Below are 20,842 nucleotides of genomic sequence, written 5' to 3' on the forward strand. Positions count from 1 at the left end.
TCTATCCCCGTGCGCGAAACACCTCGCCACGATTATTGAGATCATCCACTACAGCCTCCTTAGTCATTCGGACTAATTGCGGCAGCACATCTTCGAGTGTTTGAGCATCAGTATCATTTTTAACGACGATGGTATTGCTCTGTTGAACCACCACACTGCGGCCTGCACCGCCACCGTTCGCACTGGCTTGCATGGCGTTCATTAATGTTTGCTGCTGGCGACGGGTGTAAATCGTTTCACCACCATCGAGCAGGTAGGTGCCTTCGCGGGGGATGGTACCACCACCATGGAACTTACCGATGATGCTGGGTAGCATTGCCATTGCTGCCACCATGGCTGCCATCCCTATCATGGCACCACTGCCCATGGTTGCGATCGACGTTGTTGCCGCAGCGGGGGCCATTGATGCAGTAATCGCAGCGCCTGTGCCTGCAGCTGTCGTCGCAGCTGTAGTGGCATTGGTCGTCATTAGAGTATTATCAAATGCGGCCGCCAACGCTTTTTGCGCCATCCACTCAACTAACATTTGTACTGCGGCCTTACCCACACCTTTTAGCACTTGTGCAGTAGCATCACCAAAATCTTTAGCTTCAAACAATGCGTCAGCGGTAGCACTACCTATACCTTGGCTCATGCGTTCAACACTGTTCTGCCACATTTCATCCCAATCAAAACTTACACTTTTATTAATATCCTTCATTGCCTCAGCATGGCGGCGTTGCTCAGCTTCAATCAGCGCATTAATTTGATTACGCTTTAACGCTTCAGACTCAGGGGTATCATTCAGCTCAGTATTGAGCACATCCAAATTATTGGTATGCGTCTGTTGCTCAGCATGTTTGGGATCGAGTTGATTTTGTAACTGACTGTATGGCGTGCTTTCTTCATACTGATTTTTCAGAAGGCCGAGCAAGCGAGTACGCTCAGCAATCGGCGCATTGGTTGATTCAAAATAGGTCTTTAATAGCGCCTCATGTTTAGCGTATTCCTTCGCCGCTTGGGTGACAGGATCAATGGCTCCAAGCAAGGTTTTAAGTTGCTCTTGGCGCTGTTTTTCGGCCTCCTTATTTTTCTTGGTTTGTTCTTCGGCGGCCTTGGCTGCATCGAGATCGGCGGCCACCTTTTTCAGCTTTTCAGCCATCAGCGGATCAAGCCCTTTAAGCGCACCGATTTCCAACTCATAGCGCAGCTTGGCCGCTTCCGTCGTTTGGCCATAAAGCGTTAACTGCTTTTGCAGATTGATCAACATTTCAGCGGCGGTTTTAGTGAGATTGGGATCGACTATAGTAGGGTCGGCTTTAATCTCTGGCATGCCCACAGCAAACAATGCTTGCTGCTTTTTACTTGCAAGGTCTAGCTGCTTATTCAGCTCTTCTATACGGGCTTTTAATTGTGCAATTTGGCCATCATCGCGCAGATAACTTCCGTTAAATGCATCATAGGCTGGCTCCCTATTAAGCCGTTCAATCTCTGCGGTGGTTGCAATCAACTCATCCCGCAACACTTTCATTTCGGTACCAAGTACACGGACTTTTGATTGACGTTCAAGATCCGTCAGCTTTTGATAACTGCCGACTAAACTGTCAACTTTACTGCTCAAATCATCAGTAGGCTGTGTGGCATTATCGGCAGTCATGGCCCAATAGGCTAAAGCAGCTGCACCCATCATCACCAATCCAGCAGGGCCACCTGCAAGTGATAACGCAGCGTTTAAGGTTCGAGTAGCAAGAGTGGCGGTGCCTGTTGCAACGGTCAGCGCTTGACGTGCAGCAGTGAGCCGAGCCTCAGCAACTATCGCTTGTCCAGCTGAAATAACGGATGCCCGTAACATAGTTGCGCGTTGCAGCTCTGCCTGTGCTGCAGCAACGCTAGCTGCTCGGGTACGATAACTAGCGACTTCATTGGCAATCAAGCTTGTTGCATGGGTACCCAGTGCGGCTGTTCCTCGTCCAAGCGCAACGGCGAGGCCCACCCCAACGATATCCACTAAGGTGTCAAAGTTTTCGCTTAACACCACAATACCGCTGGCAAGCGTCGCCGTAGCCCCAAGCGCTTCGTTACTGTTGCCTATCCAATCGCTATAGACGTTATCCAGTGCCGTCAGTGCATCACGCACGGCGGTAGGCATGTCTTCTACCGCTTTGAGGTTTTGTTGATGTGATTGCAGCAATGCATTGGTCAGGTCGGTAATCGACAACTTACCAGAAGTGCCCAATAAACGGATCTCAGCGCCCGTTTTACCTGTGGCGGCGCTGAGGTTATTGAGAATACTCGGCATTACCCCAAAGATAGATTGCCAGGCATCGGCCTCCACCTTGCCTTTCTGAATCGACTGGGACAGGGCATCCTGTGCTTGCTGCGCTTTATCCGCACTCGCGGCGTTAGTCACCAGCAAAGCGCTGTAGCTGTCCACGATATCAATAGACTGGGTAAGGTTATAACCAAGGTCGCGCAAAATGGGCGACATACGAGTAAAGTTTTCGCGGGTTTCGGTCAGGCTGCGGTAGGTTTGGTTAGCACTGGCAACCATGCGTGACTGTGCATATTCGTAGTCGGCAACACTGGTGGTGGCCATCTTCATGCGTGAGGCCATTTGGCCCCATTCATCAGCGCGATCAATAACGGCCATCGCGGTGAGGCCACCGGCTAACGCGATAGCCGATTGGTACAAACCAGCAAAGTTATGCTGGGCAACGTCCGCCGACTTAGCCGTCGTATCTAGCCCAATGGCAGCCGTTTTGCCCGCTGTGCCTGTGGCTTGTAACTCACCCGTTAACCCGATGAGTTCTTTTTTAGCACCGCCCACCACGGTCACCAGTTGGCGACCATCGGCGGTTAATGTCAGCGCAAGCTTTAAATCATTCATCGTTAAGTTGCTCGTTAAAGATGTGAGTTACCGTGTTAGCAATCAGGCGCAGCCTTAAGTAGTCGTCCTTGCTGTACTTGCGTTCTGCCATTTCGGCATCAGCTTTCACCGCCATAATATCCAACCCCTCGCATATGCGACCTTGCCACCGCATCAGTTCCGCCACTTGGCACCACCATTCAATGGCGCTTTGGTGTTCATCCCAAAACAGCACAGCCTCGGCTTCATCCTCTGGTTCAGCCTCAATCCCTAAGGCTTTTAAATCATTATCGAGTTCGTGCTGTTCCCTATCGTTTAACGGATTACGGGCATACAAAGCCCGTAATCCATCCGTTAGTTTTTTCTTGCAGCTTCACCCGAAGCGGCACGTTGATAGCCACGAATAACCGCCAGCGTAAAAGGCTGCCACTGGTATAGTGCCGCGCGGTTCTCTGCCGTGTCCTCCATCGACTCACCGTTGGCATCACTAATGCCATGCCACCCCAGCAACACACGATCAAACGCAATTGCATGGCCTTTCTTGATGAGTTCAATCCATTCATCTTCGGGGATAAGCTCGAGATCAAGGGCAATATCATGCGAGCTCACCACGCCTTTATCTTCAGCAACTTTTATCGTTTCTGGCCACTCTTTAACGAGGCGTTTTTGCGTAAATACAAACATAGTGACTCCTATTTGGTAGTTAACAGGTCAATGGTTGAAATGGGTTTAAACGGGATTTCATAGGTCAGTGTGCCGTCCTGATCGCCATACTCTGGGCGGCCAAGTGATATCCGTGAGCTGCTCCAAATCACTTGATTAAGCGCAGGGCCGTGGCTGAACTCCATGGCGACTTCGGTGTTGTTGGCAGCAAGGGCAAACGGATCGAAGTCGGCAAGGCTCGCAGCTTCGATAATGATCTTGCCGCTCGGCTTAAAGTCAGTGATCAGCACTTCTTCAAAGCCCACATACTCAGCATAAGTGACACTATTGGCTTGGTCATATTCAAAGGAAATCAGTTTTGCAGGAGCACCCGCCAACGAAAAGGCGCTGTATTTAACCCCTACAGGCACAGGCTTTTGCCACGCGGAAAAATTAGTGACAGGCAAAGCCGCCGCTGTTACTGGCACAAATAGCCCTGTAAAGGTAAACATTAAACTCGGCAGTTCTTTGGCTTTACCCGAGAGTTTAAAGGTGCCGCGCGCACCCAATAGCGCATGCAATACACCGTGGTAGTTCATGTACATCGTCAGTGAGGCGGTGCTGTCCTCGTTGATGGCCATCACCACACTGGACGCACCTGGCGTAATATCCCGTGAACAGGCTTTCACTAACGGTGCCCAAGCGGGTGCAGTAATAGCAGTACCGCTACCCGCTAAATCAACACTAAATTCAACCGTGGCATAGATTTCGGTTGCAAGCTCAGGGCTATTGCCGAGTTTGCCATCATCATATTTAAGTTCAGTATTGTCGCCCGCCATGGGGACAACTTTTACATCTCGCCCAAGCACTGCCACGGGGGCGCCTGCGGCAATCGCATCCACGCCGTAGGTGGCTTCGAGGGCAAACAGTAATGCTTTTTTACGTGTTTTACGTGCCATAGTGTTAAACGCCTAAGGCGTCCTCCGTGTATTCAGTCGTAAATTTATCGAGCCACGCAACTGTGCCAGGGCGCGACGGTTGTAACTGGCCACCGCTTAAGTACAGCGGCGTATAATCTTTGTGGGGTTCCCAGCCATAAAGCAGCTCGCGGATCTGTTGTCGCTGTGCAATCACATCTGGCTGGGCATTATTACGGGCAGGTACCACAAGCAGCACGCCAATGGTCGTGGCGATGGTATGGCGATAAAGCCCCATTCCTTCAACCAGTGGACCAACACGCTCTTGTAAATCCAGCACAAACAGCTTTTGCCGTGGCACATTTTTATCCTGCAAATCACCGAGCGCCACTAAGCCTTCAACGTCAAGGAATACAGGCTTAAGGCGAGCGATAACGAGATCAGGAATAGAGATCATACAAACCCCTTACTGGCCTTACGTGACCAAACAGAGCCTGCCGATTGCACCTCGGAGGTATTGCTACCCTCGGGGGTGTCAGTTAGCGGTAAACCCAAGGTCACTGAGCCATTGCTGATTTTATCCAGCAGTTTCAGTGCATCATCGTGGCGCTTGGTGACTTGCTCCGTTGCTCGCTCGTCGTATAGGTAGTAACGGGCTAAGTCGCAACTGATCCGATTGAGCACATCTGGCGCAGTTGCAAGTGGCAAAGGATAACGTGCTGCTAAGTAGCCATCGATCGTGGCCGAAGCATCATTAAGCGCGGCATCGATCACCGCGCTATCCATCACACCAGCACCACCACGGTCACTCAAATCAATAAGCTCAGCTTCGCTAAAGCGGTTTTGCATATCGAGTATCGTGGCGTAGTTCATGCTTATGCACCTTGCTCTGTGTTAAGCGCTTTGGCCTCATCGCCAGTGTCACCAATCTTGGCATCGGTAGGCACTTGCACCTGAACTGCGGCAATGGCGGCAACCAACTCAGGTTTTTTCATTCCCTTAAAGCCTGCAATTTCCAGTGACTCAGCAAGCTCCTTAAGGTCTGCAACCGTCATATCGTCCAAGTTTTTTTGCACACCATCGTGGGTAACAACGCCTGCAATCGTGCTAGTGATGTCGGGTTGTTTTACGCCATCTGTACTATCTGCAGTGCCCACACTCCCTTGCGTTTGTGCCACATTAGCCGTTTGAGCCGTGCCTGCACTTGTATCATCTTGGGTTTCGTTAGTTTCAACTGAAACCACCAAGCGTGGATCCCCTTCAATCGCTTGTAACTGGGAATCGGTAAGCTCACTGTCACTAAATACATTTTGTCCTTTAGTAAACGCGATACCTGCACGGCGATACCCATCATGGGCGCGACAATTAATAACAATCGTTTTTTGAGACATAACATGGATTCTCCTACAAGGTAGGGCGACAAGGTGTTAAGCCTTGAGCCCTAAGCCTGTGTAAAGTGGACTACAGATAGTCAGCAACCAGTACTTCTAGTTGACCAGACAAGGTATTGGTTTCGCCGCCACCAATGTTTTGCTTCATGGCTTCAAGCGCTGCTTGTTGCTGTGTACCGCGCACGACAAGCATATTGGGCTTGATACCCAGAGGCTTACCGCCATCGGCTTTAAACCCACGCATAGCTTCAATCGCGGCCCACACGTTTTCAGCGGTTAATGGCTTGGTTGAGCAATAGGCCATCTGCCAGAACCCGTACCCCCCGTTAGCACGACAATCCACGCCGTAGCGGAACTGCTTAGAGGTAAATACCGCTTCATCATCTTGCTTGGTCATGGCGGTAAACTGCATCGCTTTACGGTCTTGGTAAATCAGCGGCCTTAAAGCGCGAGTGGTATCGAGTAAATACCACTTGGTTTGTGGTGCACCGCCATTATTGTCGTAGTTACTCACGCTAGTGACAGCACCCGTGCCATCGTGCGCGGCGTACACTGGGTGGTCAGTATCAAAAAAGTTCTGCCCGTCGTAGCACAAACTAGTGGTGCCCGCATCGAGCATGGGGAACAGCAGTTCGTCAGGGAAGACTTCCGATGAGCGGCCCATTTCGACGAACATTGGCGCATACACACCAATTTCGTCATCTTCAATATCATCACGATCGACACCGATTGATGACTCAAAGGGTTTGTTGACGACGGTATAAGAACTGGCGGTCATATCGTTAATCACCCGATCGCCAATCCATTCGCGAAACTTAGGCCACTTACCCAACCAACCGTAAGTATTCGACTTACTGGTCGATTTGATCACAGTCGCAATCTTGCTGTACTGGCTAGCGGCTTGGCTCTTGCCCTGTTCGAATGACTTATTAAAGCCAGTCATCAGGGCGGTGAGAGTTGCTGGTGTAATAATCATGTTTCAATTACCCCTATTTAGTGGCAGTAGCGGCAAAGTCTTTGTGACTAATACCAAGTAGGTCGGCGACCGTTTTGTCTTCCGCTGTTAAGGCGGCTAACCCCTTGTCTTTATCAAGGTCGGTGGTCGTTGTGGTGGTTTGGGTGGTGGTGAGTGCCGCAATCGCAATGCGATCGCTGAACATGGTTTTAAGGGCTGCAATGCCTTTTTCTTTACCCACGGTTTCTAACCACTCACGGTCAGATTTGCCGTAGATCTTGGCTTTTTCTTTTTCCAGCAACTCGGCCACCGCATCGGTACCCGCTTGCTTACTGAGTGCGGCCACTTGCACTTGCAACTCATTAAAGGCCGCTACAGGCACAAACTGAGATGGATCGATGCCCGTGGGTTTAGCTTTGAGCGCAACGACTTCTGTCGCGGCTGCCGTCGCCTTATCGGTTTGCTCTTTGTGCGCAGCAATCGCCTTATCAATCAGCGCTTTTACGGCAGCAGCATCTTCGAGGTTAACCCCCTCGGCGCTGATCCCGAGCGCTGCGAGTAGGCGCAGTAGCTCTTCATTCATGGTGTTGTCTCCATTAGTTGGGGTTCCAGAATAGGAACTTTTAAGTGCGGCGATGGCACGCATACCATCGAGCGCAGGTTGATTGGTCAGGGCCACATGCAGCAGCTCTAACACTTGGCCTGTGGTCTTGCTGTAGGAAAATACCGCGCTGATATAGCGGTACTCTTTGGCTTCGATATGAGCGCTGGCTTTAGGTGTCCAGTCCACCGGATCGGCAAACAAACCTTGCCCTGGCACATAACGCAACGCAGCGCCTTTAAACCAGCCCGCAGCGGGGGCGGGTTGACCATTTTTCTCTGTGTTGAGTGTTTGGTGTTCATAGTCAAAGTGAAAGTCGTTCACTTTGGCTTTGGCGGCGGCTTGGATAGATTGCCAAGCCGCATCATTCATCAGCCATTGCCCACTGGGTACATCGAATGGGCGGCCATCCGTGGCCTTAAACAATCCATCTGGGAGCAACTGCACACTGGTATCGTCAGACTCTAGCGCTAGCGAGCACGCCACTGTGCCCACAGTCTCTGACGCAGAGGCCTGTAGTGCCAGATTGGCTCTGACAGAAAGTGCAGCAATAGCAATGGCGTTTAATCTAGGCATAAAAAATGGGTACTCAGTTAACGTGAGTACCCATTCTGTGGCGAGCGGTAAAACTATCGGATTGGAAAGGTTTCGGGATTAGTTAATTTGGATTTGATATTGCTTTAAACAGCCTTTAAACGCTTCCACTTCACCAGTGGTATTAATGAGTGCTGCAGCACTACTCTCATACAATGCAACATTGCCATCATTAATCACATCGGCACTCATAAGCAGATAGTTCATTGTTCCTGTATAGGTTTCAACCCTAAACCCTGTGGCGCGGGTTGATTGACGAACTTCAAAGTTAACCCCGCCCCAATGGGCTTTATTAAAACCATCAGTTAAACAGTCAACAAAGTGCGCCACTTTATCAGGAACAATGTTACCAGATAAAATAACCGAAAATTCATCAGTGTCTGTTCGGGTTGGCGAAGAGCAAGCGGTAAGCGAAGCAACAAGTAAAATTAATAATGCCTTTTTCACACGCATATCCTTATAAATATTTAACTAACTTGTTTTAGATATTGGTCGGCAGCATAACCCAGTTTAAAACCCGTTTAAATCCTTGTTAAAGCGTTTAAGTGGTTTTTAGATAAGCCGTTATACCAAGTTGTGCTTTGCTTCGCTTAAATCGCGTTTGAGGGCGTTAATCGGAAATTGGGCTAGGCCATTAAATAATCGCCCACCGTAGCAATGATTTCGATTTCATCATCTTGGCTCACCCCTAAAAATTCACGCGCAGGGATATCTTTATTGGGGATCATGCTATTGGGCGCGGTAGTGCCACCAAACTGGTGCATAGCGGCATATACCATATTACTACCGAGTTGCATTTGCTCACTGCTAACCTGATAGACCAAATTGTATAAGTAGCCGCGCTCGATCAAAATCTTGTCTTGGTTCCGGCTTTTTGCCCCTAGGGTAAAGTCGCTCAGTGCAGCGAAGGGGGTTCCGTCAGGGGATTCTCCTGCGGTGATGCGGTCTTGTGTGCTTCCTCTGAGGTATTCTGCAATGGCACTTAAGGCAGGTTGTAAATCCTGACCTCTATCAATCAACTGTTGAAATGCCGTTAATGCGCCCTCAAAACCGTGTTCTGTAATAGTGATCTGTGTGCCAGCCATGTGCTATGCTCTTAAGTGTTCAAGTGGTGAAGGTGAGGCTCGGCTCAATACCGTAAACCGCTGGCGGCACAGTCCGAGACTGGGCTCGCTCCTAATCCTTTTTGTCTGCGTTTTCCTTTGCATCGTCTTCTGCAACATAAACTAACATCCCTGACCGCTGATTATTCACATAGGTAATTTGCTTTACGGGGATAAATGTCCATGCCTCCAACACTCCCTTAGCCACTTGAGCTACCACTAATTGCCCCTTGTACTTGCCCGCGTTCACCATTCGAATAATCCGCCAGCGTAACTCAATCTTGCCCGTGCCTTTGTGGCGCTCAAACGATGCCCATACTTCATCAGGTTGGGTTAACACCTCAGGCAATAGCGGTAGCAAAGGGGCGCGGGCGATATCGATATGCTTGGCTAAACTGGCGGCATTCACATACACAGGGTAAGGGCCACTTTGCCAAACTGTATCTGCGCCGCCTAGCACTTGTGTGGCTAACGCTTGCAACTCGGTTTGAGTGCTCACCCTATCGGCTAAGGCCACCGTATTAGGGTGTAACGGCAATAACTCAGGGCGGCCAGCGGTTCGCCAGTTCCCAGCGGTGAGTGGTTCCCACGCATCGTTTTTAATCGCCCGCCATTGCGCCATGGCTTTATCTGATAGTTGCTGGCCTAAATGGGTTTGCCCTGGTGAATAATCAAAGCCAGGATCAATCCCTTTAGGCACCGTGAGTACTTCACCCGTTTTAGGGTTTACCCACTCATAGCTTTCATCAGCAGGCAATTGGTTGACGCTCAGACCTTGGCGTTTGAGTTGACCTTCTGTCATCCCGCGTACCGAGCAAGTACAACCCCAACCGTTTTGCGGAAAATGCGTGGTCCACCACGGGCTACTCGCTGGCAACACCATATCGTGCCAACGCAAATGGTCTTGCCTTGGGGTGGCGCTATGGCCGTGTTTATATTGCCAATAGGGGAACTGTTGCAGTTGATCCCAGCGCCCCGCGTTGTAGCTTTGGCGCATATTGGTATCGTAAATAATCTGCGCTCGCCAGTCGGCATTGCCCGTATGATCCCAACCGTGCTTGGCCACTATGGTTTTAAACTGCTTTTTAAACTCGTTTAAACTCATGCCGTCGCTTATGGCCCTATCAACCGATTGCCGCAAGTCGGTAAGCAGCTCGGCCTTTTGTGCGCCCGCCACCACAAAAGCGCGGCTGTGCATACCACCCCACAAGTCGTCCCACGCCTGTGTGGGCATATTCAGTTTTTGCCGAAAGAAGTCGATGGCCTGCTGAAATTGTACGCCACCGTATTGGGCTGTGGGCGCTGGTGTTGATGTTGGCGGCAGCACTGATTTTGACGGCATTAGTTACCAAGCTCCACATCATAGCGGCCAGCCAACGCAGCAGTAGACATGGCTTGCTGCATAATCGCCGCCAGCTTTGCCGCTCCTTGGTTGCTGTAGGCATCTATCAGCACTTGCTCGATTTCATCCCAGCTTTGAGCCTTTTCAACTAACGCGGCAATACCTGTGATCTCCGCATCCAGCTGTGCCCCTGCGGCACTGGCAAGGGACTGAGTAAGCGGGGTCAGCTCCATGGTTTTACTGGGTAGTTGTTTCAGTGACGCTATAGGAGCAGGAATTCCCCCTAGCATTTCATCAATTAAGGATTCAGGAATAGCTGGGAATCCCGCTTTAATTAGCGCTCTGGCACTGTTTTTATCAATCTGTTCATCATTAAGTTGCGTGATAATTTCACTGAGTGACTTAATTTGAGCACCGTTCAGTGCGGTTTGCTGGATTGAGTCTGCACCTGTTGTGGCCTGTCCGTTTTGTTCCATAGACAAGTTACCATTAGATCCCAACACCGCTTCACCTTCTTTGGGCATGGGAATACGCAATTTTTCATTCACCCAAGCGCTGGGGATTTTCGCACCAACCTGCACCAGTGCGGGTATTGCTTGGCTAAATTGCACTAGGTCTTCGGCTTGCTGAGTATCAAACACTAAGCGGGCACGGCGGCGAGGATGGCCAAAGGTGGTGCCATTCATCATCACTAAGGGCCACACGAGATCACGGGTTAATGTCGAGGCGATTTGGCGTAAATCCGAGAGCAGCAATTCTTCGCGTACTTCGTTATGCACATTACCAAGCGCATTGGTTGAACTCTTACCGTCGGCTTGACTTGTGAGTGTTCCGCCTAAAATTGCTTTAGATTGGCTGCGTTCTGCCCAGTCGAGCATGGCCATATAAGGATCACTGGCACCACGTGCTGCATCCTTAAATTCGATATCCATCCCTTTAGGGATAATCCCACCCGCATTATGACCAATGCTCATAATGGCATGCAGCAGCGTGGCTTTCTCTTCTTTACTGGCTCCGTTCGGATATTTACCGAGGCGCAGCGGCAGGCCATAGATTTCTAAAAACTCGGCAAGATCCCTTACCGAATAGTTTTTAAATAGGAACGGCCACGCCAGCACCCGCACTAGGCCCGCCCGAGCCACATAGCCCGACTTGGCTTTATGGGTATGTTGTATCCAGCCCAGTGGCCATAGTTCCTCCTTGCCGCCGCCATCAAGGCGCAGCAAGACTTTATTGCGGTTATCGTCATCGACGGTAAAACGACGCGCGGGGATCGACTCAAACTTACCTGGATACCAAATACTGCCGTCTTGCTCCCAATGGATTTGACTATTAGCTACACAGCGTAAAATACCGTCGCCCATATCCAGGATAAGATCTTCAAAGTCTGGGATGCTGTTAATCACATCAGTGACCATATCCGCATCACGCTGCTCTTCCTTACTGGCGTTTGGTGGCGGCACGATTTGCCATGCCTTACCCAGCAGCGCATTCTTGCGTTTTTGTATCTCGGCCATGATATGGGCGTCTTTCTCTTCAATATCATCGGCCAGATCAAACTGGGCTGTAAGATTGTTATATTCAGCATCGAGCATGATCTGTGCTAACCGTGCAGGGGTTAGTCCACTGGTAGGATGCTCCGCCCATTCTTTACGAATAAAGCCCACTTGGGCACGGTCTGTTTGTGGGGTGTTTAAGGCGGGATTGGAACGCCCTAGACGTTGTTTAATTTGCTCTGGCGTGGCCATTACCAGCCTCCTTTAGTTGATACACTATAGTCATCTTCATCAGCACGATTGCCAGATCTGCTATTGCTGTTGGCATCCCAACGACTAGTCGATTTAGGTAAAGCGGTAAACTCGATAGCGCCGCCCTCCATGTATGACGCACGAACAGCCATACACAGACCAACGGCAAAGTCACCGTGGCGCTTGCCTTTGCTATTGCTGGACTCTAAATCAACCTTACGACCTTTATCGATCGAGGGGATACCGTTAACTAACTTGATATGCTGTAAGTCATCGAGCACGCTTTGGTGACGGGGGATCTCAAGGTTAAATGCTTCAAACTCGCCCTTCATTTTTGGCATCCATTCGTGATACCAACTCTGCGACAGATGTACTTGGTCCACCATTTCAGTGCCATATTTAAGCGCGGCTTGCTCAGCTAAATAACCGCCGTTACCCGTGGCATCAAACGCCAACCCCACTAGCCTTGGCATCCGGTCACAGATATAAAACATCACCTGGCGCTGTTGCTCGTAGGTGGTATCGCGAAGCTCCACCACAAAGGGGATGCGCTTTCTTAAATCGGGTTTAATGGCCAAGGGCACAAACACGGTTAAGTCGCCGCGCCGCGCAAAGTCTTCACCAAAGGAATGGTTATGCTCTGGATTTAGCTTGGCCAACTCTGCTTTTAAATGCTGCTCGCACCAATCGCGCACCTCGGCTTCGCGCATTTCTGGCGTCCAGCTCATGAAGTTTTCAGGCGCTTCAAAACGGTAAATAGGGATAGAACGATCGGCGACCATGGCCGCTTCAATCAGTACCCGACTGATGTAAGCACCACCCGATTTTTTAGGCACACAGCCATATTCTTCATCGGCACTTTCTTTATTGGTGGCGTTTTTATAGAGGCCATCGCGCCAAGCTATCTCACCCGCCAGCGACCACGTTTGACCTGTGACATAACAGATACGCTTATACAAGCCATCCCGAATGGCATCATCCAGCGTGATGCGGTGGATGCTGTAGTCTTTGCGGCCTTCACGGGCATCATTAATCAAGCTATTGAATAAATTATCCACGCCATTGTGGGTGCTGATTAACCTGACCTTGTTGCCCCACATGGTTAATGCTAACGCCGCCTTAAGTAGCTCTTCGAGCGACTCATGGAAACCCGCTTCGTCGATCACCACATCGCCCTGTAAGCCACGCAGGTTAGAGGGACGAGAACTCAGTGCCTGAATTTTTCGGCCCGTCTTGGGGAAGCGGATCATGTAGGTGAGGATTTCTTCTTTCTTCTGCGAATCCCAGAAGGTTTGCTCATACACATCAGCTTCTGCGAGCTGGTTAAAAGCACGGGCAAAGAGCGCACAAGCGGCGATATATTCAAGCGCCATCTCTTTTTTGCTGCCAACGTAAAAGGTATTGCAGCCACCACGGCGGCGCGGCTTAGCGGCTTTAATCACATTGCGGCCAGCCTCTGCCCAGGTTAATCCTGTGCGCCGGCTTTTTTCGGCAATCATGATCGGTGCTTCATCTTCAAACCAGCGCTGCTGGTAAGGCAAAAATACAGGCTCATTGGCAGGTTGAGCGTCGCCAATATCCTGGGGCACATCCACCCCAGCCAGCGCCATTTCTTCCGCTAAGTCAATTTTTCGCGGCTCACTGATAGCCGTCATGTGTAAGCCACTTTTAGCCATTATGCTTTCCCTAACAGAATTTGGCGGATACGGCCTTCGAGCTGCTCGCTCATACCATCTTCCCCACGCAATTCTTCATTAAGTGCATTAGCCGCTTCGGCCGCGAACGCGGTGCGGATCTCTTTCTCGCGCTTATGGCTGGCCATGGCGGCAGACTCCAAACGCTGCACTGCTAACATGGCATCTTTAATCATGCCAACGTCGGCACCGTCACCCGTTCCTGACTCGTTTAAAAGGGCTTTAAATAGCTGTGAACGGGCCATTTCAAGGATCAGTTTGGTGACTTCACCCGTGGGTTTGTCACCCAGTTCTGCAGTCCACACTTGGGTGATCTCACGCATTTCACGCAAGGATTTACCCACGGCCTCCATCTTAGTGGCGTAACGGTTGATGCCTGCGCGGGAAAGCTGGTTTTCTTCAGGCAAGCCTGCGGCTTTAATCAGCGCATTGATTTCATCGAGCAAATCAATCTGCTGAATCGAGCCATTACGCAGCCCCGCATCGAGCTTTTTGCGGATAGGATCAGGCAGTAAATCCACTTTAGAGCGTCGGCCTCGGGTTTCACTCGCCATCGTCTAACCCCTCCCATTCTCGTAGCCACTGCGCACGAACTAAGTGGATCTGCTTCTGTAGTTCTGCCTCTGCCGCAAACACCTTGGGAACCGTCTTTTTAAGGCGCTGATCTAGCTCTTTGATGTGCGGCTTAACGTGCTCGTTTTTAGCAAGCACGTTCTTTTCGAGTTCGCGGATAACAAACAAATCCGCCACTAAGCGGATGCCTGCAAGCTCACCACGATTTAGGATTGCTCTTGCCATGGCTACTCTCCCGCCCGTGGGCGTTTAACCCCTGGTACTACCGCGCGGCCTGTCGCCACATCTTGACCACGACCTGTTAGCGTAGCCGTGGTCACTTTGCCAACCAGTTCAGTTTTAATCAGCCCTTGCTCGTTAAGCCAAGCGAGCTGAACCAGCAAGGCATCGCGGCTAATGTCGAGGCCGTAGGCATTTAAGCCATCTTGTAAGATGGACTCATTGAGTGCGAAGGCTCCCGCCTCTGTGAGTAATCGAAGCACCACTAAGCGTTGGTGCTCATTGATAATGTTCTGCATTGCCATTAATGGCCTCCTTTAAGTTCGTTTTCGAGAAGCATGTCGGTCTTGGTTTCTAAGCGCCTAATGCCTTGTTCCATTGCACCAAAGCGCTCACCTAAACCTGTGAGGGTTTTATCGAGCGCATGCAGTTCGTCACGGGTCGGCATGTACTCCAATTGCATTTCAGTTTCGCTAAGGCGCTTGTCGATTTCAGCCACCTTTTGGATCACTTTTTCATGCTCAATCCGTGGGGTAAATCGCGTGCTAAACCACGCCATCAGCAGTGCACATAAAACGCTAATGACGCTGCCAATGAAGCCCCAATACTTACCGAAATATTCAAATAACGATTCGATCATAAACGCTTCCCATAGCGCTGCTTTTGGCGCTTATCTTCATCCTGTTGGCAACTAATACAGCGCTGTGCTGTGTGTCGTTCTGGCTCCACAGCCTCAAGACAATCAATACAAATACCATTGCCTTGGCGGTGTTGTTTGTGCCTGGCGGCATCCCTTACTGCATCAACGCAGGCAGCTCGCTCGCGGGTTTCCATATTGCTAGCCCAATCGTTTTCGTCCATGGGGTTCCTTATTTTGTTTGGTCTGTTTGATGGCGTTGCCGCCAATCGTGCAGGGCTTGCCAGTCGAGGTTGCATTGCCCTAAGTCAGCGATGAGAGACAGCATCAACTCGGCTAAGGCTGGGTTGGCTAGGCACAAGGTTTGCTGCGTCAGTAAGCACTGGATCACGGGCTGTGGCACTTGGGTCACTTGGCACTCGCGCATCAGTGCTGCGGGCGGCAACACATACGCTGTCGTGTAAACGGGCACGTTGCGCACAATCGGCTGCGTGGCTGAGCAAGCGCACAACATCATTAGGCACAGGAGCATCGCGCCATGCTTTAGCATCTTCATCGGTAGTGTCCTGCAACAGTTGATTGAGTTGATTTTTAAGGGCGTGATGGCGGCCCATTAGCTCTGCCTTTTGCAGCGAGACTTGCTGTAATTGCAAGGCAAGCTGCTCTGACTCAGCAGCTAATGCGGCCTTATCGGCATTGGATTTGCGCAAGCTATCAGCCAAGTTATCAGCATCGGTTTGCAGCGTTGATTTATCCGCGAGAGCTTGGGTAAGTTGGCTTCTTGTCGTGGCTAATTGGTATTGAGCTAAACAAAGCACTGCCACAAAAAGCGACACAATCAACCATTGAATGGCGATACTAATTTGGGAGGGCGTCATTGCGTTACCCCTCCGGCCATGAGTTCGCTTAGGCAAATGCTTTGCTCTTCTGCACGGCGCTTGATGAGGCCATTTAGGCGCACCTTGTTACCGAATAGGTCGGTGCCATACGTCCAGCCATTACAGACGCGCTCACCCGTTTGCTTATTGGTTGAACAGGCTTGGGTTAGCTCTTTGCACGCGCCCACTCTGTCGCCCGCTAACAGCTTTTTACGCAAGGTTGAGCTGGCAAAGTTGCCGTATCCCGCCCAGTGCAAAAACGATAAATAGGCGGCGTGCTCGCTGTGGGTGAGCGTTACTGGCGCGGTGAGGCTGAGCAGCTGCTTATCTTCCTTGGCGATATCCTTGGCAAAGATCTCCATGCATTGCTGCTCGGTGAAGGTTTGCCAAAGCTTTAAGTCTTTGCTCGTATGGCCACGGCAGGCGGTCAGTACACCCACGGCATCGACATAGACGCTCAGGCTATTGCCTTCCCATTTATCGGTAATGGTAGCGCCCGTAATGGCTGCAGAACTTAAACCTGCGGCGACTAAAATCGCCTTGAGTTTACTGTTCATTAGGCACCGCCATAGCTTGTGCCTTGCGTTGCTTGCGGGCTTTTAAAACATGGAGGTAAGTGACGGCATGCCAGCCTTGTTCAAAGTAGCTTTGACGGGTGAGACTGTTGCTATACAAAGGCACGACGGTAGGTACATTGCCTGATAACTCCGCCTTGATACGGGCATTAAAACCGTCTTTGGCGCACTGGCGATAGACTCGGTTTTGTATGCGTTTGGGCTGCGCATTCGCAATCGGCATACTGTTAACGCCGCTGCGATAGTTGTTGTGGGTGACAAAGGCCATAAAAAAACCGAGACAGTGAACATGGGTTCATTGTCTCGGCTTAAGGGTTTGGAGCGGATTGGAAAGGTTTCGGGATTAGTTATTTGATAATTTCTAACACCTTTCCATTCATATCTGTTTTAGCAACGACTTCTTCTATGACTAATGCCCCAAACGAATTTTTACCTCGGTACTGCATCGTAACTATGAGGTAATTATACTTGTCAGCATACTGAGTCTTAATGTGCTCAAAACTGCTTGGATCTTTTAAATTAGCTTTAACAAATTTAACGAGGCCATTGTGCGAACCATCCCAACCGCTAAACTGACGGTTTACAGTTTGTTGATGTGAAGATGGTGCAGTTTTACTTGTATCTTTGCTTGGAGAAAACATCCAGTAAGCGAAAGACAAAGCTACAACAACCACGATAATGTTAATTGTTACACTAAGATTATCAAACTTTCCGCATTTCGGGCAGGTTAAGCGGTTCTTCATGTTGCTGAATGGAAACACTGAATTGCACTTACTACATGTATAATCAAAATCCTTGGCAGCCATTTATCTCTCCTTTGTTTTTACAACATAAGTACATTACTGAATTTAGCCTTACATTAAAACAACCTCCTTTGCTTTCTTGCGACAAATGCCGCGCGCTGTTCGGCCACAATCTCGCTCACTCTTCGCTCGGTTAAGCCATAATCGCGGCTTAATTGCTCAAGGTTGTTGCCCTTAAACTCGCGCCAAATTCGGATATCGCGCAGGGCATTTTTAAGACGTTCTCCGTTGGGAATATATACGTCACGGCCACCTAAATAAGCACTCAAACTGGTCGCTAAGGCTTCGCTCACATTATCTGCATCGACAATATTATGTTGCTTAAGCGTCACTCGCATCACATCGCAAAGGCTTTGCAGGGTCGATGGCCAGCGGCGAATAAAATCTTCACGTTCATCTGGCTTGAGTGTTGCTAATGTCGCCAATGCGTGCTCAAGTTCTGCGGCACTGGTTGAAAGTAAATCCAGTTGTTCACCTTGTTCATTCAGCATTGGTGCCTCCTTGTTCGTTTGCCTTCGCCTTTTTTGCTTTTGCCTTAAATTGCGCCATCTGTGCATCAAACTTGGCTTTGGTTTCAGCCAAGCTTTCAGGACGGCCGTAGCTGGTGATCTCATAGCTTGGCTTTGCGTTTGCAGCGGGCGCAGCCACAGGGGTAATTGAGTGCTGGCTAATGCTTTCAAGCACTTTTTTTAAGTAATTGTGGTTGGTTAGTGGTCTTGCATTACCTTCAGTTCTGGCAGTGCGAAGCTTGATCACCGTCTCTTCTAACGCCGCACGTAACCAGTCTCGGTTTGAGGTTAGCGCCAGTGTGTCGTTCACCAGCGTGAGTGCACGGTTAAAACTCAAGTCGCTTTTTACGGGGCGGAATAAGCCGATGTAGTTCATTAGAATCCGCCCAGTGGCACCGTCCATCGGTGCAAGTGTGGCGAGCAGCTCGCGCGCCGCATCGTCATTCACTAAGGCATCTAAGTGGATATTACTGTGGCATACAGGGCAACGGCAGAGTTTCATAGGTGGCACTCATACTGGGCAACAATCACTTCATAACTTGCAGGGCGAGTGCCGTTTTCATTCATTTTTAAACGCTCACCACGGGCAATAATGCGCTCGATAAGTACGCGCTTATGCCAGTTTTTCAGACTTTCAAGTACCTTGTAGGCTTGCGGTTCTGTCATCCATGGGGTGGCATCAACGCCCTCATTTTTACTGCGTAGCGTCATGCGACGCACATAGGCATCAAGCGCCGATTCACTGTTATCCTGGATAACTAAGTGGTGGCCCATGGTGATCCAAATGGCACGTATTTTATCTATGCTTGCCAATTTGCTTTTACCCGCAGCAGGACTTAAACGGCGTTTAACCGCTGTTTTATTGTTGGTTACAGTAGGTTTAAAGCCCTTTTGTTTAAACACTTCTAGCGCCTGTTCAAGCTCTGGCAAGTTCATTGCCCGCAAGGAATCTTTACCCGTGGCATTTTTCAGCATGGCGCGGTAGATGGCTTCATCGAGCTGCAATGATCCCTTAGCCACATTGATTAAGGTGATCAGGCGCTTCTTGTGTTGAGCGACTGGGTGCGCCTGCGCATTAGTCTGCACAGGGGCTTTTTGATTAGTTTCTAACATTCGTCATCCTCATCGGTTGTCGCACTGGATACTATCTTGATGGCTTTAGGCTGACTCTTAAGCTGCTGCCAATTCGGTGTTGCTGCATTTAAAAAGTTAACAGCCCAAAGCTCACGATCGGCGAGCAGTTCTGCCTTAGTTTTCCCCTTACGAACGGGCCTAACTGGGCAGTTCGCAATGGCATATTTGAGTAAGCGTTTAGCATAGGGTGTCATTCATCATTGCTCTTTTGTTAGCTGCTCATCAGTACCCAGCCACAACGCCGGATAGACAGGCAAGGCACCACAGCACCTTGCTCGTTTCGCTTAATCAAATAAGTTCTTATTCCGGCTCGTCTAGTAAAAAAGCGTGAGTAAGCGCTAAGCCTTCAAGCTTTTTAAACTGGCGGCAGAGTACGGAGGCTTTCGAAAAAAATGGCATTAAAACACCAACCTTATGATGCAAGTTTGGGAAGTATTCTTTAGCTTTGCGCTTGCCAAATTTCTTTTCTAAATCAGCAATTTTCTTAGGTGAATAAGCGCTACGAGTTTTGGTATTCCAAACCTGCGGCAAAATCTTAGGTGTATCTTCTGGTTGATTCTCAGGTGAGCAAATCCAACCGCCTTTGATATAACCATCAATGTAAACCGCCAACTCTGTTGATGATTCGCTCTTACGCTCACGCTGAACACTGATCTCATGACCTTGATAGCTGAACTTAACATTGACAAAGCTACCCGCCATTTCCGTTTCAAGCTGTTGCCATTGCTCTTTTGTGATCGCCATTTTCTCTGTCCTTATTTACGCAGTTGGCGTACATGGCAGAACGCCATACGAGAGTCAGCCCAATCGTAATTCGTTATTGAACTAGCCAGTTTTCGTGCTTGGCCCCAAAGCAAAGTGGCAATACCATAGTTGCCTGTACGCTCTTGCTCTGCGGCATCTGATGCGGTTCTGATATATTCGGTACTTTCGACTGTTTTCTTGGTTTTCATCATCTTCATCCTCGTATGTGTTAGCTGCTCATCAGTACCCAGCCACTACGCTGGATAGACCACGCCTCAAGATTGAGGCGGGTTTCGCTTATATCAAAGGGTGCTGATATCCAATGGGAGTTGGATGTATTTGCCGTTGGGTTGGCGCTCATATAGGCGCAGGTACTGGCTAGTGCCTGTGATTTGAATCGCGTCGGCTATAGCGTCCATGGCCCGTTTCCAGTTGGCATCGTCGATATCCAGCTGGCGCAGACTGAGCACTTGGTTAACGTCAATTCGGCCTTGCTGGTTTACCCGAAAGGCATGCTCAACCATCGCCATCAGGCGGGTATCCGCGCCACCGCTCCAGCTTTTAATGCAATCATCAATCAAGGTTTTAGCGGTTTGGATACGCTCATCAAATACGCGGTGTTCACCCACTGCACGGCGCACTTGGTACTTGCCATCAAAGCTAGTAAGTAAAATATTGCCCTTACTGCCACCGACCTTAACGCCATATTCACTGGCCGATAGTTCGGCAAAATCATCAATTTTCGCCATAGTCATCAGTTTGAAATTAAGCATCTGTTCACGCAGTTCTTTGGCTGAACCGACAATAGCCAGCACCACTTCATCGCGCAGTTTGTCCACGGCCTTAATACGGTCTTCATGTACCAAATCGCCTACGGCATTTTTGCGATAGCCCTGCGGAATAGCGTCGTGGTTATGGGTTAGTTCTTGTGTGTTCAT

General features: G+C 49.8%; 30 protein-coding genes and 2 other RNA genes. All 32 read right to left on the reverse strand.

The window, feature by feature from the left end; translation table 11 throughout:
- Position 1 precedes the first annotated feature (1 nt).
- The 32 genes from L5M51_RS18800 to L5M51_RS18955 all read right to left on the reverse strand — a co-directional run bounded on the left by L5M51_RS18800 (position 2) and on the right by L5M51_RS18955 (position 20,842).
- A complete protein-coding gene (locus tag L5M51_RS18800) occupies positions 2-2,866 on the reverse strand; it encodes a tape measure protein (RefSeq protein ID WP_263174089.1) in 2,865 nt (954 codons plus the stop codon).
- A complete protein-coding gene (locus L5M51_RS18805) occupies positions 2,859-3,182 on the reverse strand; it encodes a hypothetical protein (protein WP_263174091.1) in 324 nt (107 codons plus the stop codon). Before L5M51_RS18805 ends, L5M51_RS18800 begins: the two co-directional genes overlap by 8 nt.
- A gap of 17 nt (positions 3,183-3,199) precedes the next feature.
- The gene (locus L5M51_RS18810; RefSeq protein WP_263174092.1) at positions 3,200-3,529 is read right to left on the reverse strand and encodes a hypothetical protein; all 330 of its coding nucleotides are present in this window, start codon (positions 3,527-3,529) and stop codon (positions 3,200-3,202) included.
- Between the two features lie 8 nt (positions 3,530-3,537).
- Positions 3,538-4,446 carry a phage tail tube protein gene (locus tag L5M51_RS18815; RefSeq protein WP_263174093.1) on the reverse strand — a complete coding sequence of 303 codons (909 nt, stop codon included), beginning with the start codon at positions 4,444-4,446 and terminating at the stop codon, positions 3,538-3,540.
- Between the two features lie 4 nt (positions 4,447-4,450).
- On the reverse strand, positions 4,451-4,861 hold the full coding sequence (locus L5M51_RS18820; RefSeq protein WP_263174094.1) for a hypothetical protein: 411 nt from the start codon (positions 4,859-4,861) through the stop codon (positions 4,451-4,453).
- Positions 4,858-5,277 (reverse strand): gp436 family protein, encoded by a 420-nt coding sequence (locus L5M51_RS18825; RefSeq protein ID WP_263174097.1) that lies wholly within the window; start codon positions 5,275-5,277, stop codon positions 4,858-4,860. Before L5M51_RS18825 ends, L5M51_RS18820 begins: the two co-directional genes overlap by 4 nt.
- Positions 5,278-5,279: 2 nt before the next feature.
- Positions 5,280-5,795, reverse strand: a complete 516-nt coding sequence (locus L5M51_RS18830; RefSeq protein WP_263174099.1) for an HI1506-related protein — start codon at positions 5,793-5,795, stop codon at positions 5,280-5,282.
- 70 nt (positions 5,796-5,865) lie between these two features.
- On the reverse strand, positions 5,866-6,771 hold the full coding sequence (locus L5M51_RS18835; protein ID WP_263174100.1) for a Mu-like prophage major head subunit gpT family protein: 906 nt from the start codon (positions 6,769-6,771) through the stop codon (positions 5,866-5,868).
- Between the two features lie 13 nt (positions 6,772-6,784).
- A complete protein-coding gene (locus tag L5M51_RS18840; RefSeq protein ID WP_263174101.1) occupies positions 6,785-7,927 on the reverse strand; it encodes a phage protease in 1,143 nt (380 codons plus the stop codon).
- Between the two features lie 78 nt (positions 7,928-8,005).
- Positions 8,006-8,392, reverse strand: a complete 387-nt coding sequence (locus L5M51_RS18845) for a hypothetical protein (protein ID WP_263174103.1) — start codon at positions 8,390-8,392, stop codon at positions 8,006-8,008.
- A gap of 179 nt (positions 8,393-8,571) precedes the next feature.
- On the reverse strand, positions 8,572-9,030 hold the full coding sequence (locus tag L5M51_RS18850; RefSeq protein ID WP_263174105.1) for a phage virion morphogenesis protein: 459 nt from the start codon (positions 9,028-9,030) through the stop codon (positions 8,572-8,574).
- A gap of 91 nt (positions 9,031-9,121) precedes the next feature.
- The gene (locus L5M51_RS18855) at positions 9,122-10,390 is read right to left on the reverse strand and encodes a PBECR2 nuclease fold domain-containing protein (RefSeq protein WP_263174106.1); all 1,269 of its coding nucleotides are present in this window, start codon (positions 10,388-10,390) and stop codon (positions 9,122-9,124) included.
- Positions 10,390-12,138, reverse strand: coding sequence for a DUF935 domain-containing protein (locus tag L5M51_RS18860; RefSeq protein WP_263174107.1), 1,749 nt, complete (start codon positions 12,136-12,138; stop codon positions 10,390-10,392). The genes L5M51_RS18855 and L5M51_RS18860 overlap by 1 nt, the downstream gene beginning before the upstream one ends.
- Positions 12,138-13,814, reverse strand: a complete 1,677-nt coding sequence (locus L5M51_RS18865; protein WP_263174108.1) for a hypothetical protein — start codon at positions 13,812-13,814, stop codon at positions 12,138-12,140. Before L5M51_RS18865 ends, L5M51_RS18860 begins: the two co-directional genes overlap by 1 nt.
- Positions 13,814-14,386, reverse strand: a complete 573-nt coding sequence (locus L5M51_RS18870) for a DUF3486 family protein (RefSeq protein ID WP_263174110.1) — start codon at positions 14,384-14,386, stop codon at positions 13,814-13,816. Before L5M51_RS18870 ends, L5M51_RS18865 begins: the two co-directional genes overlap by 1 nt.
- Positions 14,376-14,630, reverse strand: a complete 255-nt coding sequence (locus L5M51_RS18875) for a hypothetical protein (protein WP_263174112.1) — start codon at positions 14,628-14,630, stop codon at positions 14,376-14,378. Before L5M51_RS18875 ends, L5M51_RS18870 begins: the two co-directional genes overlap by 11 nt.
- A gap of 2 nt (positions 14,631-14,632) precedes the next feature.
- On the reverse strand, positions 14,633-14,929 hold the full coding sequence (locus L5M51_RS18880; protein WP_263174114.1) for an ArsR family transcriptional regulator: 297 nt from the start codon (positions 14,927-14,929) through the stop codon (positions 14,633-14,635).
- Positions 14,929-15,264, reverse strand: a complete 336-nt coding sequence (locus L5M51_RS18885; protein WP_263174116.1) for a DUF2730 domain-containing protein — start codon at positions 15,262-15,264, stop codon at positions 14,929-14,931. The genes L5M51_RS18880 and L5M51_RS18885 overlap by 1 nt, the downstream gene beginning before the upstream one ends.
- Positions 15,261-15,485, reverse strand: a complete 225-nt coding sequence (locus L5M51_RS18890; RefSeq protein WP_263174118.1) for a hypothetical protein — start codon at positions 15,483-15,485, stop codon at positions 15,261-15,263. Before L5M51_RS18890 ends, L5M51_RS18885 begins: the two co-directional genes overlap by 4 nt.
- Positions 15,486-15,569: 84 nt before the next feature.
- Positions 15,570-16,139 (reverse strand): hypothetical protein, encoded by a 570-nt coding sequence (locus tag L5M51_RS18895; RefSeq protein ID WP_263174120.1) that lies wholly within the window; start codon positions 16,137-16,139, stop codon positions 15,570-15,572.
- Complete coding sequence (locus L5M51_RS18900) at positions 16,136-16,696, reverse strand: lysozyme (protein WP_263174121.1); 561 nt, start codon at positions 16,694-16,696, stop codon at positions 16,136-16,138. Before L5M51_RS18900 ends, L5M51_RS18895 begins: the two co-directional genes overlap by 4 nt.
- Positions 16,686-16,982: a hypothetical protein gene (locus tag L5M51_RS18905; protein ID WP_263174122.1), complete on the reverse strand. Its 297-nt coding sequence runs from the start codon at positions 16,980-16,982 to the stop codon at positions 16,686-16,688. Before L5M51_RS18905 ends, L5M51_RS18900 begins: the two co-directional genes overlap by 11 nt.
- A gap of 79 nt (positions 16,983-17,061) precedes the next feature.
- The gene (locus L5M51_RS18910; RefSeq protein ID WP_263174124.1) at positions 17,062-17,520 is read right to left on the reverse strand and encodes a hypothetical protein; all 459 of its coding nucleotides are present in this window, start codon (positions 17,518-17,520) and stop codon (positions 17,062-17,064) included.
- Positions 17,521-17,573: 53 nt separating this feature from the next.
- The gene (locus L5M51_RS18915) at positions 17,574-18,008 is read right to left on the reverse strand and encodes a Mor transcription activator family protein (protein ID WP_263174125.1); all 435 of its coding nucleotides are present in this window, start codon (positions 18,006-18,008) and stop codon (positions 17,574-17,576) included.
- Entirely contained in the window at positions 17,998-18,528 is a 531-nt protein-coding gene (locus L5M51_RS18920) for a hypothetical protein (protein ID WP_263174127.1), read from the reverse strand. The genes L5M51_RS18915 and L5M51_RS18920 overlap by 11 nt, the downstream gene beginning before the upstream one ends.
- Positions 18,525-19,139 carry a gp16 family protein gene (locus tag L5M51_RS18925; protein WP_263174128.1) on the reverse strand — a complete coding sequence of 205 codons (615 nt, stop codon included), beginning with the start codon at positions 19,137-19,139 and terminating at the stop codon, positions 18,525-18,527. The genes L5M51_RS18920 and L5M51_RS18925 overlap by 4 nt, the downstream gene beginning before the upstream one ends.
- On the reverse strand, positions 19,133-19,354 hold the full coding sequence (locus L5M51_RS18930; protein WP_131524992.1) for a hypothetical protein: 222 nt from the start codon (positions 19,352-19,354) through the stop codon (positions 19,133-19,135). Before L5M51_RS18930 ends, L5M51_RS18925 begins: the two co-directional genes overlap by 7 nt.
- A gap of 15 nt (positions 19,355-19,369) precedes the next feature.
- Positions 19,370-19,446: hammerhead ribozyme type II (locus L5M51_RS18935), an RNA gene on the reverse strand.
- A 14-nt stretch (positions 19,447-19,460) separates the two neighbouring features.
- The gene (locus tag L5M51_RS18940; protein ID WP_173247656.1) at positions 19,461-19,904 is read right to left on the reverse strand and encodes a hypothetical protein; all 444 of its coding nucleotides are present in this window, start codon (positions 19,902-19,904) and stop codon (positions 19,461-19,463) included.
- Positions 19,905-19,915: 11 nt separating this feature from the next.
- Positions 19,916-20,116: an ANR family transcriptional regulator gene (locus L5M51_RS18945; RefSeq protein ID WP_173247653.1), complete on the reverse strand. Its 201-nt coding sequence runs from the start codon at positions 20,114-20,116 to the stop codon at positions 19,916-19,918.
- Between the two features lie 15 nt (positions 20,117-20,131).
- Positions 20,132-20,203, reverse strand: an RNA gene (locus tag L5M51_RS18950) — hammerhead ribozyme type II.
- A 3-nt stretch (positions 20,204-20,206) separates the two neighbouring features.
- Entirely contained in the window at positions 20,207-20,842 is a 636-nt protein-coding gene (locus L5M51_RS18955) for a DUF3164 family protein (RefSeq protein ID WP_263174129.1), read from the reverse strand.

Source organism: Shewanella sp. SM73 (assembly GCF_025653795.1).
Taxonomy (GTDB): domain Bacteria; phylum Pseudomonadota; class Gammaproteobacteria; order Enterobacterales; family Shewanellaceae; genus Shewanella; species Shewanella oncorhynchi.

What these genes read in the sequence shown, in the direction of transcription:
- L5M51_RS18800 (WP_263174089.1), bottom strand. Translation starts at nt 2,866, where the DNA reads ATGAATGATTTAAAGCTTGCGCTGACATTAACCGCCGATGGTCGCCAA.
- L5M51_RS18810 (WP_263174092.1), bottom strand. Translation starts at nt 3,529, where the DNA reads ATGTTTGTATTTACGCAAAAACGCCTCGTTAAAGAGTGGCCAGAAACG.
- L5M51_RS18815 (WP_263174093.1), bottom strand. Translation starts at nt 4,446, where the DNA reads ATGGCACGTAAAACACGTAAAAAAGCATTACTGTTTGCCCTCGAAGCC.
- L5M51_RS18820 (WP_263174094.1), bottom strand. Translation starts at nt 4,861, where the DNA reads ATGATCTCTATTCCTGATCTCGTTATCGCTCGCCTTAAGCCTGTATTC.
- L5M51_RS18825 (WP_263174097.1), bottom strand. Translation starts at nt 5,277, where the DNA reads ATGAACTACGCCACGATACTCGATATGCAAAACCGCTTTAGCGAAGCT.
- L5M51_RS18830 (WP_263174099.1), bottom strand. Translation starts at nt 5,795, where the DNA reads ATGTCTCAAAAAACGATTGTTATTAATTGTCGCGCCCATGATGGGTAT.
- L5M51_RS18835 (WP_263174100.1), bottom strand. Translation starts at nt 6,771, where the DNA reads ATGATTATTACACCAGCAACTCTCACCGCCCTGATGACTGGCTTTAAT.
- L5M51_RS18840 (WP_263174101.1), bottom strand. Translation starts at nt 7,927, where the DNA reads ATGCCTAGATTAAACGCCATTGCTATTGCTGCACTTTCTGTCAGAGCC.
- L5M51_RS18850 (WP_263174105.1), bottom strand. Translation starts at nt 9,030, where the DNA reads ATGGCTGGCACACAGATCACTATTACAGAACACGGTTTTGAGGGCGCA.
- L5M51_RS18855 (WP_263174106.1), bottom strand. Translation starts at nt 10,390, where the DNA reads ATGCCGTCAAAATCAGTGCTGCCGCCAACATCAACACCAGCGCCCACA.
- L5M51_RS18860 (WP_263174107.1), bottom strand. Translation starts at nt 12,138, where the DNA reads ATGGCCACGCCAGAGCAAATTAAACAACGTCTAGGGCGTTCCAATCCC.
- L5M51_RS18865 (WP_263174108.1), bottom strand. Translation starts at nt 13,814, where the DNA reads ATGGCTAAAAGTGGCTTACACATGACGGCTATCAGTGAGCCGCGAAAA.
- L5M51_RS18870 (WP_263174110.1), bottom strand. Translation starts at nt 14,386, where the DNA reads ATGGCGAGTGAAACCCGAGGCCGACGCTCTAAAGTGGATTTACTGCCT.
- L5M51_RS18875 (WP_263174112.1), bottom strand. Translation starts at nt 14,630, where the DNA reads ATGGCAAGAGCAATCCTAAATCGTGGTGAGCTTGCAGGCATCCGCTTA.
- L5M51_RS18880 (WP_263174114.1), bottom strand. Translation starts at nt 14,929, where the DNA reads ATGGCAATGCAGAACATTATCAATGAGCACCAACGCTTAGTGGTGCTT.
- L5M51_RS18885 (WP_263174116.1), bottom strand. Translation starts at nt 15,264, where the DNA reads ATGATCGAATCGTTATTTGAATATTTCGGTAAGTATTGGGGCTTCATT.
- L5M51_RS18890 (WP_263174118.1), bottom strand. Translation starts at nt 15,485, where the DNA reads ATGGACGAAAACGATTGGGCTAGCAATATGGAAACCCGCGAGCGAGCT.
- L5M51_RS18895 (WP_263174120.1), bottom strand. Translation starts at nt 16,139, where the DNA reads ATGACGCCCTCCCAAATTAGTATCGCCATTCAATGGTTGATTGTGTCG.
- L5M51_RS18900 (WP_263174121.1), bottom strand. Translation starts at nt 16,696, where the DNA reads ATGAACAGTAAACTCAAGGCGATTTTAGTCGCCGCAGGTTTAAGTTCT.
- L5M51_RS18905 (WP_263174122.1), bottom strand. Translation starts at nt 16,982, where the DNA reads ATGGCCTTTGTCACCCACAACAACTATCGCAGCGGCGTTAACAGTATG.
- L5M51_RS18910 (WP_263174124.1), bottom strand. Translation starts at nt 17,520, where the DNA reads ATGGCTGCCAAGGATTTTGATTATACATGTAGTAAGTGCAATTCAGTG.
- L5M51_RS18915 (WP_263174125.1), bottom strand. Translation starts at nt 18,008, where the DNA reads ATGCTGAATGAACAAGGTGAACAACTGGATTTACTTTCAACCAGTGCC.
- L5M51_RS18920 (WP_263174127.1), bottom strand. Translation starts at nt 18,528, where the DNA reads ATGAAACTCTGCCGTTGCCCTGTATGCCACAGTAATATCCACTTAGAT.
- L5M51_RS18925 (WP_263174128.1), bottom strand. Translation starts at nt 19,139, where the DNA reads ATGTTAGAAACTAATCAAAAAGCCCCTGTGCAGACTAATGCGCAGGCG.
- L5M51_RS18930 (WP_131524992.1), bottom strand. Translation starts at nt 19,354, where the DNA reads ATGACACCCTATGCTAAACGCTTACTCAAATATGCCATTGCGAACTGC.
- L5M51_RS18940 (WP_173247656.1), bottom strand. Translation starts at nt 19,904, where the DNA reads ATGGCGATCACAAAAGAGCAATGGCAACAGCTTGAAACGGAAATGGCG.
- L5M51_RS18945 (WP_173247653.1), bottom strand. Translation starts at nt 20,116, where the DNA reads ATGATGAAAACCAAGAAAACAGTCGAAAGTACCGAATATATCAGAACC.
- L5M51_RS18955 (WP_263174129.1), bottom strand. Translation starts at nt 20,842, where the DNA reads ATGAACACACAAGAACTAACCCATAACCACGACGCTATTCCGCAGGGC.